Here is a 15899-nt window from a genome sequence, read left to right as displayed (position 1 = left end):
TGTCCCGGACAAAGCCCTGCCTGTCCGGAGTTCACCTGGTCGAAGGGTACGGACAAAGTGCCGGACACACACCGGGGCGCCAGGCTCATGACCAGAACCGCTCGGTCCCCCAACCCGCCCAGTCCCCCAGGGAGCTGTCCCCCATGGCCCGCCCCACCACGTCCTTGCCCGCCCGCGCCCGTCGTACCCCGGCCTGCACCGCAGGTCCCGGGCAGCTGACGATCCCCGCAAAACGATCACGCTGCGGGCGTACGCGCAGCAAACTGCCCCGTATGAGTGAACTCGCCATCGACACCAGCGACGGCGGCCGGGTCATCGACCTGCGCCGGGAACCGGGCGCCGCCGACCGGCTGCCCCGGGGCAAGGCCGGTGGCCGCTACCGCTGCTGTGCCTGTGGAGGGAAGCTGATATTCACCGGCCCGGCCACCCCTGACTCCGGCTTCACGCCCCGCTTCCGCCACGACGGCAGCGGCCCCGGCACCGACCGGTGCGGCGCGCCCGCGCCTCACCAGGCCGACGTCCAGGCCGACCTCACCGTCATCCTCGATCTGCGCGACCAGTTGGTGCGCGCCCTGCCCAGCGCAACCGTCTGCCTCCAGATCGACCCCCAACTCGCCGGGCAGCACTGGGAACTGCCCCCGGCCCTCATCGTCCGCAGCACCGACGACGTGGTCATCATCGAACGGCCGCGCCGCCCGCTGATGCGCTCCACGGTCGATGCCCGCCTGCAGACCGTCCACACCCGGTACGGCGAGAGCGCGACGCACTGGTGGTTCTTCGACCGCGACGACGCCGTGCACTACCTGACGGCCGGCACCGTCAAGGTCCGCCCCAACGGCAAGCCGGACACCCACCACAAGGTGCGCCCCACCCCGGTCCAGCGGCAGATCACCAGCGCGGGCGGCGCGGTCTGCTGGATCGCCAAGGACACCGTCCTCATCCCCTACGGCGGGCATCCCGGCACCTACCCCGCCCACGAAGGCGAGGACTGGAGCGGCGAGATGGCGTCCTGGGCGAAGGACTGGAAGATCTCCCACCCCTACCCGGCCGACGGCGCCGCCTGGTGGGGCCTGATTCCCCTCCCCCTGATCACCCTCGGCCAGCACGCCGCATTCCGCCCCGCCCCCGCCTTCCGCCTGATGACCGCCCTCGAGAGCGCCCAGCACGGCCGCGAAGCCCACCGCCGCCGCCTCGCCCGGGAACACGCCCAGCGCCAGAAGGACGAGCTCCGCAGCACGCCGCCCGTCCCGCTCCCCGTCGAAGCACCGACCGACGACGCACCGGCAACACCCCCCGCACCGCCGACGCCCCCGGCGCTGCCACCCACCCACACGACCCCAGCGGCCACGGAGCACCCCCCGACGCCGCCGCGCCCCGCCCTGCCACCGACCGCTCCGCCACAGGCACCCGTTCCCCGCATCCCTGCCACACGCACGCGATTCAGCTGGCGCAGCCTGCTGCCACGCCGCTGGCGCCGACCCCGCTGAACAGGGGGGCGCCCGGTCCTCGCGGAACCGGGCGCCCCCCGCATGCTCACCGACGTTACTGCGACTCTCCGTCCTGGCTCTCCACGCCGAGCGCGTCGATCTCCGCCCCGTAGCAAGTCGCCTCGATCTCGGCGACCTGGTGGGCCAGGAGCAGCGCCTCCTCCCGAGTGTGGCGGAACGCGACGGCGCGCCCGATGTCGGTGACGTGACGCCAGCCTTCGCCGTCGACCCAGGCCCGCAGGCCGGTGTCGGCGCCGTCGGTCACCGCCCATCGGTCACCGGGACCGTCCTGCTGACGCTTGACCACGACTTCGCCGTACCCGCCGGCGCCCGCGTCGGGAAGCGGCACGCGGAACTCCGAGGCGAGCGACAGCTGCGCGCGCAGCGCGACCGCGGCCACGGTTCCGCGCACCGCGCGGGTGCCGATCGACACCCCGGTGGGCTGGCCGGCCTCGGTCAGCCGCCAGTCCTCTTCGCCTTCCTTCACCCAGGCCAGCTCGCCGTCCGCTTCGTCGTTCCCGTACAGGGCCTCGATGTACGCGCCGGCCGCGAACGCCTGCGCCTCGCCCAGGTCGGTGAACAGCTCCGTGCTGCCCTCCCACGTGGGGTTGTCGTCCCATCCCGGTTCGAACAGCCGGCTTCGGTCCTGCTCGCCCGGCACCGCGGCGGCTTCGTCTCCGTGTCCCTCGCGCCCGGTCACCATCACAGGGCCCGCCCGTCCGGGCCGTACAGCTCCCCGTCCGCGCCCCGGTGCGGCAGCATCTCGCGCCGGTCGGCCGCTTCCCGCTCCCAGTCGAGCCACTCCTTGTACTCCTGCCGGATGTACGCCCTCGGCCCGCCGTTGGTGTCCCACTGGGGCGCATCCGGTCCGTGCAGGCCGATCACGTGCACCTCGCCGTGCTCGCGGTCGAACGTCATGAACTCGGCCGCCGCGCGCTCCGCCGTCGTGCTCGCCCTGTTGACCTCGTCGTCGGTGTACCGGCCGCAGAACCAGCCCAGTTCCACCTCTCGCGCGCCGCGGTCCAGCCATGCGGCCTTCCGCAGCAGGACCAGGCGGTGGTCGCCGCTGTCGATCCGGGGGCCGTTGCCGGTGAGCGCGGCCTCGGCGCGGGCCTTGATGCCTTCGGCCAGCAGCACCAGGGCCAGCTCCTCCTCCATCAGGACGGGGGCGCCGGCGTAGGCGGTCGCGTAGTCGGGCGCGCCGAAGTGCGGCGTCTCGAAAGGTTCCCAGGTGTAGCGGCAGCGGTGGCAGGTGAAGCTGGTGACGTCCTTGCCGCCGCCGGAGTAGCGGACGAGCGACACCTCGAGGTCGGTGCGTGAGCACAGCGGGCAGCGGATCGACGGATTGGTCAGCATCGTGTTTCCTCCCCTGGCTGGAGCCGGGGATCGGCTCCGGGCCGTCGTGCGGTGGTCGGTGTCGGCGGGGTGAGGCCACGCCGCAGGGAATGGGCCCGGGGCGGGCGGCGTCCCGGTGTGGACGTCGCGCGCCCCGGGCTGGGGGCCGCGTTAGCCGATGTGCCGGCGGGCGAAGGCGACGGCGACGGCCAGAAGCCCTTGGGCCTCGTCGGTGGTGGCCGTCTCCGCCCACGCCTCGTAGCAGGCGGTCGGGGCTCCGGTGGCAGCCCTGATCAGCAGCTCCATGCTCATCACGGCTGCCCGGTAGGTGTCGCTGGTACCGATCTCGTCCGCGACGGCCTGGAGGGCGTCGCCGAGGTTGACGCCGGTGCCGTCGGCGCGCAGGTGCTGCGCGGTGGCGTACAGATGGCGGGCGACCTTGCGGCTGTCCAGCGGCCGGCCGCTCAGTCCGTACAGGAGGTCCTTGTGCTCCCGCGTAGCGATCTCCGCTGCGCGGTGCAGGAGTTCTGCCGCGGACGCGGCGAAGTCCTCCACGAGCACCATGTTGTTCATCGTGTTCCCCTCCGGGTTCTGCCTCGTCGTGGTTTTCCGTCTGGGCGGGGCCGGGCCTGCGCCCTGGGGTGGCATGTCGCCGGGTATCGGGCCCTGTTTGTCGGTGGCGAGCGGGTGCCGACCCTGCCGAGCACGGCGGCCGACACCGGCGCTAGGAGGGGCTCGCCGGATGCCGGGGCCTCTCCCCCGCAGCGCTGCCGCCCGGCCGTCGTGGCGCCCTCGCTCCTTCTGCGGGCCAGCGGGTGCCGTCAGTCACGCGGTGTCACTGAGGAGGTGGACCCCGGCGGCGACAACGTGATCACGTTCCTTGCGCCCGAGCATGGCCATCGCGCGGCCGAGAGTGAGGCTGTGGATGGTCGGGAAGTAGGGGTTCTGGTCGTCGCGGACGCGGGCGTCGCGAGGGACTCGGATCGTGATGGTGCCGCTCGGGTCAGAGAGCAGAAGGCGGCGCCCATCCCGTTTCGGCTGTGATTCGGTGATGAGTCCGGTGAGATGCACCAGGGCTCCTTCAGGTGCCGCGGCAAGCGCCTGCTTGTTCCCGCCTGGGCCGGGTCCGGCGGCAGTACGGCACAGCTCGAGGACGTTCTTCTCGGTCACGGCTTCCTCGTCTCCGGTTACTGTCAGGTGGCCTGTTGGTTCGTCTGGGACTCTCGGTCAGCCGCCGTCGGTGCTGTTCGACCAGCGGTGCCCTGCCGGGCACTCGAGCGTGTGGACGCTGAGCAGTTGGTACGGGCCGCGGTCGTCCCACCGATGCGTTCCGGCCGACGCCATCAGCCCGCACTCGTACGCAGGGCACTCCCAGTCCGGAATCTCGTACGGCTTCAGAGGCCTCGGCTCCGTCGACCTCGACACCACAGCGGCGACCGGTGCGGGAGCCGGGAGGACTGGGACAGGCCGTGGCGCCGCCGGCGCTCCGCTGCTGCGGGAGTTGCCCCAGGCTGCGACGGCGATCCAGCCCCGTCCCCACAGCCGCGGCGGGATCAGCTGGGCCAGTCCGAAGGCGGCCACCGCGACCGTCGCCGCCGTCAGGACGGCCAGCGCGAGTGGGAGCTCCAGTACCCGCCACGAGACCGCTCCGGCCGCGGCGGCGGCGATGCCCACGACGGTCAGGTCGCCGTGGTAGATGGCCTCCGACAGCGGCCTGGCGATCAGTTGCTTCCACTTCATCAAGGCCTCCCGGGCCGGATGCAGGGTCAAGGGTTCGTTGTGGTGTCTCAGGAGGCTGATCCCACGGCCTTGCTGAGGATGTCGGCGTGGTCGAACGCGAGCGGCGGCAGGTCGCTCAGGGGCCACCACTGGGCGTTGGTCGCATCGTCGCCAGCCTCGACGATCGTTCCGGGGATGACGGTCAGGTGGTAGGCGACGGTGACGTACCTGCCGCGCGGGTCGCGGTCGGGCTGGTCGAACGTGCCGATCTGGTCCAGCTCTTCTGGTGTTGCGTGGACGCCGGCCTCTTCGGCGAGTTCACGGGCAGCGGCGGCGCGGCTCGTCTCGCCTGGGTCGACGTGACCGCCGGGCAGTGCCCACTGGCCCTTGAACGGGTCCCAGCCGCGTTCGATGAGCAAGACGTATCCGTCGGTCGTGGTGACGACGACGTCGGCGGTGTAGCGGATGGTCTCGAAGGTCTCGTTCTCGGTCATGACACCTCTTAATTTGGACAGTTGGGTTGGTTTGATCGAATTTCGGTACTCGCCTCACGAGAGTTGGTGCCGACCGTCAGTGATCGCGGCCGTGGCACCAATCTCCTGCGACAGCACAGTCCGGGCCGGTCGTGGGTCCGGGCGCTCCCCCACTCTCAATAATGCAGACTCGGTGAATGCATTTCAAGAGTCTGCATTCACGAAGTCTGCCAATCTCGTCTTTACGGCGTAAAGACGAGATTGGCACCTGCCGCCGGAGCGCACCGTCGGCCTTCGTGCGCCGGCACCAGGGGGGCGCCCGGCAGTGCCATGTGGTGCGGTTCCCGCCTGTGATCCCGGCGGGGACCGCACCGATGTTGCGCCTGCTCAGAAGGGGTGGCCGGTCATGCCCCAGAGGTCAGGGCTGGCGACGGTGGCCTTCTCCGGGTCGGATTCGGCGCTGGAGGCCGGCTCGTACGCGTCGCAGCGCCAGTACTCGCGGACTCGGAGGTCGAAGACGCGGCCGGCACCGCGGCAGGCGCAGTCCGGGCCGTGCGGGTCGGCTTCCTCGCCCCGGAGGCAGTCGACGGGCTCGGCGTGGACCGCGACTCCGTCGTCCTGCCAGATCACCGGCTCGACGACGATGCCCGACCCGCGGCATCCGCCAGGGCAGTTGGGCAGGTGGCGGTCGTCGCCGTTCTCCCACTCCTCGTACTGGTCGCGCAGCCATGCGCGGGCGGCGTCGACGGGCAGGGTCATCTGCCAGTCCACGCGGCGTACTGCGTTGGCGGCGGCTGCGGCGTCCGCGGCGCGGCGGCGGTCGGCCGGTGCGTCGAGGGCGAACAGGTCGGTGATGACGGCGCGCAGCAGGAGGGCGGTGCGGCGTCGGCCGGCCAGGTAGGTGTCGTCGAAGTGCTCGGCGTCGCCGCGGGCCTGGGCGTAGCGGAGCCAGAACTCCTCGTGGACGATGTCGGTGATCAGGCGGGGGATGGAAGGGGCCGGTTCGTACGCGGGGTGGACAGCCGCCGCGGGCGCGGTGGCCGGCTGGTGCAGGGTCTCGGTCATGGACCGTGGCTCCTCTCTCGGTTGCGGTTGGGGCCCGGGGCGGCCGGCTGAGAGGTTGGCGACCTGGCGGCCGCCCCGGGGCAGTTCAGGCAGGGCGGTTGGGTGCGGGCGGGTTGAGGTGGGTGCGCAGGTGCTGGGCACGCTGGGTTTCCAGGACGGTCTTCTGGGTGTTGCGGCTGGTCCAGGTGCAGCCGTTTCCGCTGCACCGGGCGGTGTAGCCGTCGCGTCCCGTGCACTCGGCGGTGGTTGCTTTGCCGGTGGAGGTGCGCTTGTGGGTGCATTCGGTGCCGTCGGCGTGGACGGCCTTGATGGTGGCGGCGTACCGGGCCATCAGACGCGGGCCTCCTGGGCACGCGCGGGCGAGGCGGGGGCAGCGTTTCCGCCCGGGTTCTGGCCGCGGCTGTTGGGACTGGCCGCTGTGTCCCGGCGCTCCCAGGCCTCCATGACGTCCTTGGGGATCGTGCCGGCCTGGGCCACCGTCATGCCGTTGCTGCGCGCCCACTGCCGGATCGCGTTGCGCTTGGCCTTGTCCATTTCGTCTGCGGGGCTGGCGGTCAGCAGGCGCCGCAGCTTGGCCTCTGCGAGGTTGAGCTGCTCTTGGTGGGTGGCCACTACGGCGCGGGCTCGGGCGATCTCGGCCGCGTCCTTCTGCAGCCGCATCAGCTCGTTCAGCCCGTCCCGGGTCCGGGCGGCGAGTTTGCGGATGCGCGGCGTGTGGGTGTTCTCGCCCCAGGACAGCGCCGCGAGCGCGCTGGCGAGCTGCGGGTCGAGGTCCGGGGCGGGAGCGGAGTCCTTGCGGTTGGCGTGGGCCTTGGTCAGGCCTTCGACCTCGGCGACCGCTGCGATCTCCCCCGGGGTGACGTCGGGGATTGCCTTCTGGATGTCGAGCGGGTCACGTCCCTGCTTGAGCAGAGTGACGATGGCGGCGCGGTAGGCGTCGTTCACTTCGTCTCCTTGGCGTTGCGGGTGGTGACGGCGAACTCTCGGCGCAGCGCCTTGCGGCGGCTGTGCGTGGTGCCGGCCCAGATGGTGTCGCCGGCTTCCTGGGGGTGGTCGAGGGCCCAGGCCAGGCATGCCTCGCGGGTGGGGCAGCGCATGCAGTGGAGCTGGGCGGCGATCCGGTCTTGGGCGTTGTCGCCGCTCCACCAGTCGGGGTCGGCGTCGTCTCGTTGGCAGGGCTCGATGCCGGTGAGCGTGGGGAAGGGCGCGAGGCGGGTCATGGGGTGTCCGCCTTTGCTTCGGCTGGGGTGGGCAGCAGGGTCTCGACGGTGCGCCAGGACTCGAGTTCGTACAGGTCGAGGAAGTCGATGAGGAACTCGTCGCCCTTGCGCGCGTCGTGGAGTCCGACGGCGGAAGGGGGCACGTCTGCGCCGTCGTTGAGGTCGCTCCCGCTGTCGTTCACGTCGAGGTACGTGACGTAGACGGCGGCCGGTGCGGTGAGGCGCTCGTTGATGAACAGCCTGCGGATCGGGGCCTCTTCGGGGTCGGTGTCTGCGCGTCGTGTCCAGACCTGGCCGGGAGCGGCGATGATCAGGGGGTCTCCGGCGTCGGCCCGGTCGGTGACCCACTGGTAGGCCCGGTGCTCGGGCATGTGGTCGAGGTCCATGGCGGAGCGGACGGCGGCGGTGAGGAAGACACCGAGCGCCTGGCCGCCGATTTCACGCTCCAGGAAGGCCAGGTCGGTCATGACACGGCCTCCTGGCGGGGATGCAGGCTGGCGCCGACGTCGTCGAGCAGGCTCTGCAGCAGTGAGCGGTGGCGGTAGCTCCGGGAGGTGGCCGGCATGCCGCACTGCCGGCAGTCGGATTCCTCGCCGCGCCAGGTGATGTGGCAGCTCGTGCAAAGGAACCTGGAGCGCAGGAACGGGCGGTGGCTGGCGAGGAGTCTGCGGAGGGCGGGGGCGCCGGCCGTGGGGTTCAGCCGGATGGCGGGGGTGTGCATGATGGGGGTCTCTCCTTCTCGCGTGGTGCGGGGTCGAGGGGCCCGGGACGGCCGACGGTTTCTGAGGCCTTGGCGGCCGTCCCGGGGCGGATCTAGAAGCTGTGGAACGGCAGCTTGGTGGCGTGGGTCCAGTCCAGGTCCCAGTCGGCGCGCAGGCCTCGGGCGGTCCAGTCCCCGAAGCGGTGCCCCGCGGGGATGTCGTGGCCGGCGGCCTGGTGGAGCAGGGCGATCTCGTAGGCGCGGCGGGCCGCGGACAGCGCTTTCTCGCCGTTGTCGGCGGTGCCGGTGAACACGTGCCAGCCGGTGAGGGGCTTGCTCCGGTGCCGTGCGGGGACCTCGACCGTCCAGATGCGGCCGGTCATCGCGCTTCCCCTTCTTCTTCGTGGGCGTGGGTGGGGAGCAGGATCAGCGGGGTGACGACGTACCCGGTGGCGTCCTCGTCCTCGGTGCCGGGGCCGAAGACGGACAGTTCCTCGGCGGCCGTCGGGCTGCCGTCGTCGGGGATCCAGTCGACCGAGGTGGTGGCGGACGGCGTGGTGCCCTCGCGGTAGACCAGGCGCTCGCCGTGGTCGCGGGCGGCGTGCCGGTTGGTGTAGAGGCCCAGGCGACGGCCGTCGTGGGAGGCCTCGTAGACGAGGAGGTGCGTGGTCTCACCCGGCGTGAGGTGGGTGATGCCGGGGAAGAGCGCCTCCGCGGCGTTGAGCCGCCGGGTGAGCTCGTCGAGGCGGGCGAGCAGGCACGGCGCATCGTGGTCGCGGACGGTGACGACCTGGTGCAGGGTCTTCCACAGCTGGTCGTCGGGCCCGTAGGCGGGTTCGATGAGGGTCAGCTGTGTTGCCTGGGTGACCTCCGAGAACGCCGACCGACTGATGTCGGGCCAGATGGTCTTCAGGTCCGTGCGGCTGAGGTGGCCGCCGAAGCCGGTGATGGGTTCGCCGTCGCAGGTGGTGACGATGACACTGTGCCGGTGTGCCCCGGGCCGGATGCCGTGCAGGATGGTGATCAGTCCGGCCTGTTCGGCTGCTTGGACGAGGTCGGTCAGCAGCGCGGTGTCGGTGATGAGCCCGCTGACGGCGGCGCGCTGCTGCCAGCGGCGGCCGTCCACGGTCTCGTCGCAGCCGGGCTGCGAGCAGTCGGTGACGAACCCGGCCCTGTTGGCTGCGGCCAGCACGGGGATGAGCTCGGTGGTCTCCTCGTCCGGGCCGTAGCCGGGCTGGTAGCCGGTCTGCGAGGTGATGGTGCCCTCCAGCCACAGGGCGACCAGCTGGCCGAGGTCGTCGAGGGTTCGGGCGGACCGCCAGTGGGCACGGTCCGCGCGGCTCATCCAGGGGAGTCGGATACGCATGGCGTCTTTCCCTTCAGGTGGTCAGAGGCCGATCTGAGAGGCCAGCGCCTCGGCCTTGCGGGCCTGGGTCTCACGGCGGTCGATGAGCGCCTCGTACGCGCGCACGTCGCGGCGCGGCAGTTTGCCGACGCCGAGTTCGTGGCGCAGGTAGGCCATGTGCTGCTCTCGGGCGGCGGGGCTGTTGAGCTGGTGGGTGTGGACCAGCTCGTGGACGGTGGTGACGGTGATGTCGTCGGCGGTCCGGGCCATGCGGGTGTTGATGACGACCAGGGCGCCGGAGCCGGCCAGCACGGTCACGCCGGAGGCGTCGCGGGCGTTGCGGCGGGTGCGGCGCTCCTCCTGGAACTTGTCGACCGCGTGGACGCCGGTGACGAGGTCGAACTCGGCCTGGCAGGCGAGCTGGGCCATCCGCCGGGGCTCTGCGGTGAGGATGAGGCAGACGTGGGGCAGGGCGCCGAAGCGGGAGTTCACCAGGGCGGCGGCCTGGGGCGCGATGGTCTGCGCGTGCGTCACCAGATGGCGGTCGGTCGTACGGATGCTGTCGGCGGAGACGGTGATCACAGCGGTTTGTCCTTCCTCTTGGGGAGCGGGTGGCAGGGGTCAGCGGCTGTCGCGGGCGCGGGCTGCGGCGGCCAGGAGGGCTGCGTGGACCTGCTCTTCGGTGCGGCTGAGCTGGTCGTTCCAGGCGGAGACGCTGCGTGCGCCGGTGACCGCGAGCAGGTAGGCGTTGGCTGCGGCGGCGGTCTTGCGGGTGCCGGTGCCGGAGCGGATCAGCGATTTTTCGGCGCCGAGGATGCATTCGCCGTGCTCGGTGCGCAGGAAGTGCTGGGTCCAGCCGTGTTCTTGGATGTGTGTCGAGGTCGCTTCGAGGAACTCGGCCGGCGCGACGCGGCGGCCCGGGGGCAGGAGGGCCGGGGCGGGAGGCTGCGCCGGGGGCTGGACGGCGATGTGCCAGACCACCCGTACGGTCTGCACGAGCAGGACTCCGGTGAGGAGGGCAGCGTTCTTCAGCAGCCACCAGGTGGCGCGTCCGGCAAGGCTTCCTCCCACGCGCAGGAGCTGTCCGGTGCGTGAAGGGGTGCGGGGATCGGGCGGGCAGGGCCCGAGGGCGATGCCGGCCTGGGCGATCAGGGTGTCGGTGTCGGGCAGCAGGATCGGGGCCGGGGTGGTGCCGCGGAGTGCGGTGGCGAGTTCTTCGGCGAGCGCCTCGGCGAAGGCTTCGTCGACGGCGGCCGCGAGGGCAGTGGCCGACCAGAAGGTCCGTGGGAGGAGGTCGGTGTTCGCGGCTGGGGTCATGGCGAGGCCTGCCTGTCCTGCTCGGATCGGGAGGTGGAGCCCAGGGGCGGACGGCTGGGAGGGCGACCTGGCGTCCGCTCCCCCGGGTTCGGTTAAGCGGAAGGTCAGTTGTCGGTGTCGTCCTCCGGCCACCAGCCGACCTTCGGGACGGGACCCAAGCCGAGCGGCACGTTGCGCGGAAGGCCGTCCTTGGCGTGAGCGGCGGTACGGGCCAGGTAGGCGTAGACGGCGGCCATGCTGATGGCGGCGTTCGCGCGGCCCAGGTTGTAGTCGGTGGGCTTGTCCTCGTTGAGGATCATCCGCGCGGATTCAAGGATCTGTTCGGCCTGGTCGGTGTAGCGGCGGTAGCTCATCGCGTTGTCCGTTCGGGGCTGTTGGGGTCCTGGGACATGGGTACCGAGCGGGGCTTGCCCATCGGCTTGCCCTGCGGGGGCGAAGGGTGAAGGCGGGGCTTGCCCGTCTTGCCGACCGGGGCGTTGGCCCTGGCGGCGTGCTTCTTGATCTGCTTGGCGATGTGATCGCGGCTGTAGGTGGTGTCGGCGGCGATGTCGGCCTGAGCGCCGTGGTAGGCGGTCTTGAGGCGGGCGAGGGACTGCCAGAACGCGCTCTCGGCTTCCGACTTGATCTGCTCGGCGAGGGCGAGCCGGGCGTCGCGCTCGGCTATCGCGGCTTTGAGGTCGGCGCGCAGTTTCTGGCGGGAGGCGTCGTCGGGTCGGGCGGGCATGGGCGTGCTCCTGGCGGTGATGAGGGAGGATGGCCCCGGCCCTCTGCTCCGGTGGAGCGGATTGGGAGGCCCGGGGGCGGCGGGCTGAGTTTGGCGACCTGGCCGCCGCCCCCGGGGGCATTCCCTACGGCCGGGAGATGCGGTACTCGCCGCCCGCTTCGAGAGCGTCGAGCTCGCTGGGGTAGTTGAGGTACGTGGCGGCCTTGCGCAGGTGCAGGTCGGCAGCCCTCAGGTTCTGGATCTCCGCCTCGTCGTCCGAGTCCTCGGCGTAGGCGTGGGAGAGAGCGGAGACGGTGTCGCTCAGTTCGTTGACCGCGTTGCCGCGACGGAGGTCGTCGAGCAGGTCTTCCAGGGCGGCGCCGTTCTCGATGTCCGCGCGCAGGTCGGCGATGCCCTGGATGTCAGTCACGACGTTGTGGTCGCAGGCTGGGGTGATGAGCCCGGTGAGGACGCCCGTGACCGTCTGGACGAGGTGGAAGACGCCGAGGGTGGCGAAGCCGACGAGCAGGAGGGTTCCGTCGCTCATGTCGGCGATCCAGGCCGGTCCGGTGTGCGTGGCCTGGAGACCGATCGTCACGCCGAAGAGTGCGGCGAGGACGGGGTCGCTGTACCGCGCGATGCGGTCCAGGACGCGCACGGCGAGACGGCGGGCGGCGAGGGCGCGGGAGGCGGCGGGTACCGGCGACGCGGTGCGGGGGGCGGGGATGGGCTGGCTCATGGCTGCTCCTTCGCTGGTCGGTCAAAGCGGGTGGAAGGGCCCCGGGGTGGCCGACTGTGTGGTTGGCGACCTGGCGGCCACCCCGGGGGGCTTGTTCTGCGGGTCCGGCGGGCCGGACCGACACCTCCATAATGCAGACTCAGAGAATGCATTTCAAGAGTATGCATTATTCGAAAATTCGCGCGCCTGACCGGCACCCGGCTAGGACCGCCGCGGGCCCTTGCCGGCACGGGCCCGCTCGGCGCGGCGCTCGGCGGCGGCGAGGGCCTCGGTGGCCGGGCGGCATTCGGTGCAGGGGATGCTGACGCCGGGGGCCGTGATGCGGCCGGTGTCCCGGCAGACCAGGCACCGCGGCCCCTTCGCGGGCGCCGGGATGCCGTACGCCTTGCGGTACTTGGCGTACGACGGGACCTTGGGCCCCTTCTCCGCCGCCTTCTTGCCCCGGCGCCTTCCCGGCGCCTTCGGCTCGGTGTCCGCCACTCCCCCGGCCTGCTGCGCCCAGGCTCCGCGCAGCGCGGCGGCGACGGGGGTGAAGGCGAGGTTGAGGGCCTTCTTCTTCGCGCGCCGGACCGGCCGGCGGATGGCGCCCTTGATGCGGGCCTTGGTGCGGCGCCGGACGTCTTTGGCCGCGGCGGCGAGGTCGGCGGCGTAGTCGACGGGCGGCGGCGGTTCCTGGCCGAAGCCTTCGTCGATGATCCAGAGCATGTCCGGGTGGGGGTCGAGCCAGTACTCGAGACGCGAGTAGGTGGTGAAGTGGCCGGTGTCGACGAGCGGTTCGGGCCAGGCGTGGCCCTGCGGGCACAGCACGTGGACCATCTGGTCCACGCCCTGCTCGTAGGTGAGGGTCAGGCCGGTGTCGGTGGCGCAGACCGGGCAGGTGACGGGCAGGGCCTGCCAGGTGACGCGCACGGTGTGCTCGGGGTCCTGCTGGAGGTAGCGGAAGCGGCGCTCGGAGGTGATCCGGTGGTAGCCGGCGGCCGGTTCGGGCGGCCGGAGGGGGTCGGTGCTCATCTCGGACTCCTTGCGGCATCTCGGGCGGGAATCGGGGTGGAACCCGGAGGAACCCGCAGGTCAGGGGCCTGGAACCGGGCCGGAACCGGGGCCCAGGGCTGGAACCGGTTCCGGCGCCGTGGGGCGGTTCCAGCCGGGTTCCGGGCTGGTTCCAGGCCCCTGACCTGCGGTTCCGTGCTGGTTCCGGCCTGTTCAGGGGGCCTTGGGCATCTCCCCCGTGATCGTCTTCAGGTCGCGCAGGCGGTACCCGCGCGGCCCGTTCTTGGCGACCTTCTCCAACTTCCAGCTCTGGCCGGCCGGGGCGAGGACGGCGTCGATCGCGACGGCCAGGGCGTTGACGCGGGCCTCGGTGCGCGCCTGGTCGTCGTCGCCCTCGAACCGGCCGAGCTCCCAGTTCTCATCGACGCGGCCGAGGGCTTCGGCGAGCTGTTCGCGGGTCATGCCGGCGGGGTCGCCGCAGGACTTGAAGACGTCGCGGATCAGGCCGATCAGCGTCGGGGCTCCGGTGGCGCGGCGCCGGGGCGCCATCTCGGCGGCCCGGGCCATCAGCTGGGCCAGGGTGGTGGAGGCGAATTCCTCGGACTCCGCGTCCATCACGGTGAGGTCCTGGCCGCGCTCGTCGCCGCGGCGTGCGTACTCCTCGTCGGGGACGATGCAGGCCCGGTAGGGGATGGGCTCGCTGTGTGCGCCACCGGCGAGCACGTAGGCCACGCCTGCGTCGTTGATTTCGTCGCCCATGGCGGGCAGCAGCCGGTTGGGGCGCCAGCCCTCGTCCATCGCCCCGGCGGGCAGCACCAGTTTGATGTCGTCGACATCGCAGGCCGCCATGACCTGGACCGGGAGCTCGTTGAGCCAGGTGTTGTTCTTGATCAGTGCCTTGGTCATGCCCTGCCCGGCAATGCCGAGGGTGACGTCGCCCTTGGCGCAGGTCACGAAGATCTCCTGCAGTTTCCCGTCCAGGTCAAGCGGGATTTTCTTGCCGTCCTCGTCCTCCCTCGGGTACTTGTCGGAGGCTTTGACCAGGGCCGGGAACTCGTCGACGATGAGCTTCACTCCGGGCCGCTTACGGGAGGTCACCCAGTTCTGGCCCATGCCGAGTTCGTCGAAGAGGGCCGGACGCCCCTGGCCGACCGCCAGCGCCCAGTCCAGGACATCCGCAGCGAGATACGGGTCGGTGACGACCATGTGCATCCCCCGGCGCAGCCCGCCGAATCCGCTGCCTGCCGACCCGAGATCGATTCCGATCACGATCTGGTCATCCGTCGCGGTGAGCACATCGACGATGGCCCGCAGCAGAGTGGACTTCCCGCTGCGCGACTTCCCGACGACGTTGAAGCTCGTGCGGCACATGGGCAGGCCCAGCGGGTCGCCCCCCATGCTGGCCGCCACCTGCGCAGTGGCCAGGTCCCGCGTGGCCAACGACTTCGGCGCTCGGTAGGGCAGTTCGGGGACCGCCTTCCACGGGTCGGAGCCCGGGACGACGAGGATGCAGTGGTTGCGGCTCTTGGCCGACTGTCGCAGCAGGACGGAGGAGGTCCGCACGCCCGGCATGCACGACTCCAGCAGATCGAGCTGGTCCGCGATCTTCTTCGGCGTCATGCGGTCCAGCCAGACGTAGGCCTCGAAGCCGAATTCGTGCGGGCGTACCTGCAGGCCGGACAGGTTCACGCCGAGGTCTTCGGTCAGGGCCTGGCGCAGCATCGCCTCGAACATCCGGGGCGTCATGGCGTACTGGAATTCCTGGCGGTTGCCGGCCTCGATCGCCTCGAGCTTCTCCAGCTGCTCCTCGGTGGGCACCACATCGCGCCCTGCCCAGGAGACGACGGCGAGGTTGAGCAGCAGGGCGCCGGCGAATCCCCAGGTGTCGGCGCAGCCGTAGGCGGCGACGTCCCCGGCGGCCATCGGGCCGTAGGCCAGGCAAAACCGGGTCATCACGATCTTCTTGGCGGACGCCTTGGTCGCTTTGGCGACCAGCACGCTCTTGCCGGCCTCCTGTTGCAGCCGCTCGGCGGCCGCGCGCTTGGTCTTGCGGTCCAGGACCGCGAAGGTGGCCCGCCGAGCGGCGGCGTCGGACTCCTTGACCGTGGCCTGGGCGAGCCGGCGGTCGGCTGCGGCCTTGGCGCCTTCGACACCGATCGCCCAGGCGCGGATCCGCCGCTCGCCGCGCAGGACGCGGGGGACGACGCCGTGCACGGTGCGCTGGCGCTTGCTCCACCGGCGCATCCGGCGGCGGGCCTGGCGGCCGAGGTACTTCGCGAAGGCCTTGCGGCCCTCCGGGGTGCGCAGCACCGGGTTGAACCAGGGCGCATCACCCTCGGGGTCCTCGGGCAGCGCCCAGGTGCCCGCGGGGATGACCGTGCCCTCCACGACCGGCCCCGGGGCCGGCCCGTCGGGTCGGGCGGCGGCCTTGGTGAGGTTGACGGGTACTTCGTTCGGGTCGTCCTGCGGGGGTGCGACAGTGCGGGCGACGGGGAGGTCGATCACGGTGGCGGGCGGGTGCTCGGCGCCGTACAGGACCTCGTAGACCCGCTCCAGGTCCTCGACAAGCCGGATGCGGACCGCGCGGCGTTCGGTGCCCTGGTCCGGGCCGACGACGTCCAGGTCCTCGAGCGCCTCCAGGACGTGGGCCGTCTCGTCCCAGGTGATGCGGAGCTTGCGCTGCAGCATGGACCGGGAGGCGTACTGGGTCCGGACGACGAGGTCGGCGGCGTCCCACACCAGGCGCCGGTCCAGGCCGCCGACGGCGGCGATTTCGCTGTGGACGTGGGTCTCGGTCATGCTGGCC

The 15899-nt window shown here is 71.5% G+C and carries 22 protein-coding genes; 1 reads left to right on the top strand and 21 read right to left on the bottom strand.

Annotated features, from left to right (window positions below; translation table 11 throughout):
* Positions 1 to 272: 272 nt before the first annotated feature.
* Entirely contained in the window at positions 273 to 1487 is a 1215-nt protein-coding gene (locus ACH4PU_RS30695) for a hypothetical protein (protein ID WP_398279266.1), read from the top strand.
* Positions 1488 to 1542: 55 nt separating this feature from the next.
* On the opposite strand, the gene ACH4PU_RS30690 is transcribed toward ACH4PU_RS30695, so the two are convergent.
* From ACH4PU_RS30690 to ACH4PU_RS30590, 21 genes are all read right to left on the bottom strand, one after another.
* On the bottom strand, positions 1543 to 2148 hold the full coding sequence (locus tag ACH4PU_RS30690) for a hypothetical protein (protein WP_398279263.1): 606 nt from the start codon (positions 2146 to 2148) through the stop codon (positions 1543 to 1545).
* 41 nt (positions 2149 to 2189) lie between these two features.
* Positions 2190 to 2843 (bottom strand): hypothetical protein, encoded by a 654-nt coding sequence (locus tag ACH4PU_RS30685; RefSeq protein ID WP_398279260.1) that lies wholly within the window; start codon positions 2841 to 2843, stop codon positions 2190 to 2192.
* A 150-nt stretch (positions 2844 to 2993) separates the two neighbouring features.
* Positions 2994 to 3395 (bottom strand): hypothetical protein, encoded by a 402-nt coding sequence (locus tag ACH4PU_RS30680; protein WP_398279257.1) that lies wholly within the window; start codon positions 3393 to 3395, stop codon positions 2994 to 2996.
* 252 nt (positions 3396 to 3647) lie between these two features.
* On the bottom strand, positions 3648 to 3992 hold the full coding sequence (locus ACH4PU_RS30675; RefSeq protein ID WP_398279255.1) for a hypothetical protein: 345 nt from the start codon (positions 3990 to 3992) through the stop codon (positions 3648 to 3650).
* A 57-nt stretch (positions 3993 to 4049) separates the two neighbouring features.
* The gene (locus tag ACH4PU_RS30670; protein WP_398279253.1) at positions 4050 to 4562 is read right to left on the bottom strand and encodes a hypothetical protein; all 513 of its coding nucleotides are present in this window, start codon (positions 4560 to 4562) and stop codon (positions 4050 to 4052) included.
* Between the two features lie 47 nt (positions 4563 to 4609).
* On the bottom strand, positions 4610 to 5035 hold the full coding sequence (locus tag ACH4PU_RS30665; protein WP_398279250.1) for an NUDIX domain-containing protein: 426 nt from the start codon (positions 5033 to 5035) through the stop codon (positions 4610 to 4612).
* Between the two features lie 366 nt (positions 5036 to 5401).
* Positions 5402 to 6079, bottom strand: coding sequence for a hypothetical protein (locus ACH4PU_RS30660; protein ID WP_398279247.1), 678 nt, complete (start codon positions 6077 to 6079; stop codon positions 5402 to 5404).
* Between the two features lie 85 nt (positions 6080 to 6164).
* Positions 6165 to 6410: a hypothetical protein gene (locus ACH4PU_RS30655; protein WP_398279244.1), complete on the bottom strand. Its 246-nt coding sequence runs from the start codon at positions 6408 to 6410 to the stop codon at positions 6165 to 6167.
* Positions 6410 to 7024, bottom strand: a complete 615-nt coding sequence (locus ACH4PU_RS30650) for a histone-like nucleoid-structuring protein Lsr2 (RefSeq protein ID WP_398279241.1) — start codon at positions 7022 to 7024, stop codon at positions 6410 to 6412. Before ACH4PU_RS30650 ends, ACH4PU_RS30655 begins: the two co-directional genes overlap by 1 nt.
* Complete coding sequence (locus tag ACH4PU_RS30645) at positions 7021 to 7299, bottom strand: WhiB family transcriptional regulator (protein ID WP_398279238.1); 279 nt, start codon at positions 7297 to 7299, stop codon at positions 7021 to 7023. The genes ACH4PU_RS30650 and ACH4PU_RS30645 overlap by 4 nt, the downstream gene beginning before the upstream one ends.
* On the bottom strand, positions 7296 to 7766 hold the full coding sequence (locus tag ACH4PU_RS30640; RefSeq protein WP_398279235.1) for a hypothetical protein: 471 nt from the start codon (positions 7764 to 7766) through the stop codon (positions 7296 to 7298). The genes ACH4PU_RS30645 and ACH4PU_RS30640 overlap by 4 nt, the downstream gene beginning before the upstream one ends.
* The gene (locus ACH4PU_RS30635) at positions 7763 to 8020 is read right to left on the bottom strand and encodes a hypothetical protein (protein WP_398279232.1); all 258 of its coding nucleotides are present in this window, start codon (positions 8018 to 8020) and stop codon (positions 7763 to 7765) included. The genes ACH4PU_RS30640 and ACH4PU_RS30635 overlap by 4 nt, the downstream gene beginning before the upstream one ends.
* Before the next feature lie 92 nt (positions 8021 to 8112).
* A complete protein-coding gene (locus ACH4PU_RS30630; protein ID WP_398279229.1) occupies positions 8113 to 8382 on the bottom strand; it encodes a hypothetical protein in 270 nt (89 codons plus the stop codon).
* Positions 8379 to 9365, bottom strand: a complete 987-nt coding sequence (locus ACH4PU_RS30625) for a DUF6919 domain-containing protein (protein ID WP_398279226.1) — start codon at positions 9363 to 9365, stop codon at positions 8379 to 8381. Before ACH4PU_RS30625 ends, ACH4PU_RS30630 begins: the two co-directional genes overlap by 4 nt.
* A gap of 21 nt (positions 9366 to 9386) precedes the next feature.
* Complete coding sequence (locus tag ACH4PU_RS30620) at positions 9387 to 9926, bottom strand: hypothetical protein (RefSeq protein WP_398279223.1); 540 nt, start codon at positions 9924 to 9926, stop codon at positions 9387 to 9389.
* Between the two features lie 39 nt (positions 9927 to 9965).
* Positions 9966 to 10661 carry a hypothetical protein gene (locus ACH4PU_RS30615; protein WP_398279220.1) on the bottom strand — a complete coding sequence of 232 codons (696 nt, stop codon included), beginning with the start codon at positions 10659 to 10661 and terminating at the stop codon, positions 9966 to 9968.
* 104 nt (positions 10662 to 10765) lie between these two features.
* Positions 10766 to 11014 carry a hypothetical protein gene (locus ACH4PU_RS30610; protein WP_398279217.1) on the bottom strand — a complete coding sequence of 83 codons (249 nt, stop codon included), beginning with the start codon at positions 11012 to 11014 and terminating at the stop codon, positions 10766 to 10768.
* Positions 11011 to 11385, bottom strand: a complete 375-nt coding sequence (locus tag ACH4PU_RS30605) for a hypothetical protein (protein WP_398279214.1) — start codon at positions 11383 to 11385, stop codon at positions 11011 to 11013. The genes ACH4PU_RS30610 and ACH4PU_RS30605 overlap by 4 nt, the downstream gene beginning before the upstream one ends.
* A 124-nt stretch (positions 11386 to 11509) precedes the next feature.
* Positions 11510 to 12103 (bottom strand): hypothetical protein, encoded by a 594-nt coding sequence (locus ACH4PU_RS30600; RefSeq protein WP_398279211.1) that lies wholly within the window; start codon positions 12101 to 12103, stop codon positions 11510 to 11512.
* 201 nt (positions 12104 to 12304) lie between these two features.
* Positions 12305 to 13114: a hypothetical protein gene (locus ACH4PU_RS30595; RefSeq protein ID WP_398279208.1), complete on the bottom strand. Its 810-nt coding sequence runs from the start codon at positions 13112 to 13114 to the stop codon at positions 12305 to 12307.
* A gap of 192 nt (positions 13115 to 13306) precedes the next feature.
* Positions 13307 to 15892, bottom strand: a complete 2586-nt coding sequence (locus ACH4PU_RS30590; RefSeq protein ID WP_398279205.1) for a DNA translocase FtsK — start codon at positions 15890 to 15892, stop codon at positions 13307 to 13309.
* Positions 15893 to 15899: the final 7 nt, after the last annotated feature.

The organism is Streptomyces sp. NPDC021100, from assembly GCF_044333095.1.
Taxonomy (GTDB): domain Bacteria; phylum Actinomycetota; class Actinomycetes; order Streptomycetales; family Streptomycetaceae; genus Streptomyces.
This window is presented reverse-complemented; position numbering and strand designations above follow the sequence as displayed.

Bases quoted from the DNA above. Each gene is read 5' to 3' on its own strand.
- ACH4PU_RS30695 (WP_398279266.1), top strand. From the start codon at position 273: ATGAGTGAACTCGCCATCGACACCAGCGACGGCGGCCGGGTCATCGAC.
- ACH4PU_RS30685 (WP_398279260.1), bottom strand. From the start codon at position 2,843: ATGCTGACCAATCCGTCGATCCGCTGCCCGCTGTGCTCACGCACCGAC.
- ACH4PU_RS30680 (WP_398279257.1), bottom strand. From the start codon at position 3,395: ATGAACAACATGGTGCTCGTGGAGGACTTCGCCGCGTCCGCGGCAGAA.
- ACH4PU_RS30670 (WP_398279253.1), bottom strand. From the start codon at position 4,562: ATGAAGTGGAAGCAACTGATCGCCAGGCCGCTGTCGGAGGCCATCTAC.
- ACH4PU_RS30665 (WP_398279250.1), bottom strand. From the start codon at position 5,035: ATGACCGAGAACGAGACCTTCGAGACCATCCGCTACACCGCCGACGTC.
- ACH4PU_RS30660 (WP_398279247.1), bottom strand. From the start codon at position 6,079: ATGACCGAGACCCTGCACCAGCCGGCCACCGCGCCCGCGGCGGCTGTC.
- ACH4PU_RS30655 (WP_398279244.1), bottom strand. From the start codon at position 6,410: ATGGCCCGGTACGCCGCCACCATCAAGGCCGTCCACGCCGACGGCACC.
- ACH4PU_RS30645 (WP_398279238.1), bottom strand. From the start codon at position 7,299: ATGACCCGCCTCGCGCCCTTCCCCACGCTCACCGGCATCGAGCCCTGC.
- ACH4PU_RS30640 (WP_398279235.1), bottom strand. From the start codon at position 7,766: ATGACCGACCTGGCCTTCCTGGAGCGTGAAATCGGCGGCCAGGCGCTC.
- ACH4PU_RS30635 (WP_398279232.1), bottom strand. From the start codon at position 8,020: ATGCACACCCCCGCCATCCGGCTGAACCCCACGGCCGGCGCCCCCGCC.
- ACH4PU_RS30630 (WP_398279229.1), bottom strand. From the start codon at position 8,382: ATGACCGGCCGCATCTGGACGGTCGAGGTCCCCGCACGGCACCGGAGC.
- ACH4PU_RS30625 (WP_398279226.1), bottom strand. From the start codon at position 9,365: ATGCGTATCCGACTCCCCTGGATGAGCCGCGCGGACCGTGCCCACTGG.
- ACH4PU_RS30615 (WP_398279220.1), bottom strand. From the start codon at position 10,661: ATGACCCCAGCCGCGAACACCGACCTCCTCCCACGGACCTTCTGGTCG.
- ACH4PU_RS30610 (WP_398279217.1), bottom strand. From the start codon at position 11,014: ATGAGCTACCGCCGCTACACCGACCAGGCCGAACAGATCCTTGAATCC.
- ACH4PU_RS30605 (WP_398279214.1), bottom strand. From the start codon at position 11,385: ATGCCCGCCCGACCCGACGACGCCTCCCGCCAGAAACTGCGCGCCGAC.
- ACH4PU_RS30600 (WP_398279211.1), bottom strand. From the start codon at position 12,103: ATGAGCCAGCCCATCCCCGCCCCCCGCACCGCGTCGCCGGTACCCGCC.
- ACH4PU_RS30595 (WP_398279208.1), bottom strand. From the start codon at position 13,114: ATGAGCACCGACCCCCTCCGGCCGCCCGAACCGGCCGCCGGCTACCAC.
- ACH4PU_RS30590 (WP_398279205.1), bottom strand. From the start codon at position 15,892: ATGACCGAGACCCACGTCCACAGCGAAATCGCCGCCGTCGGCGGCCTG.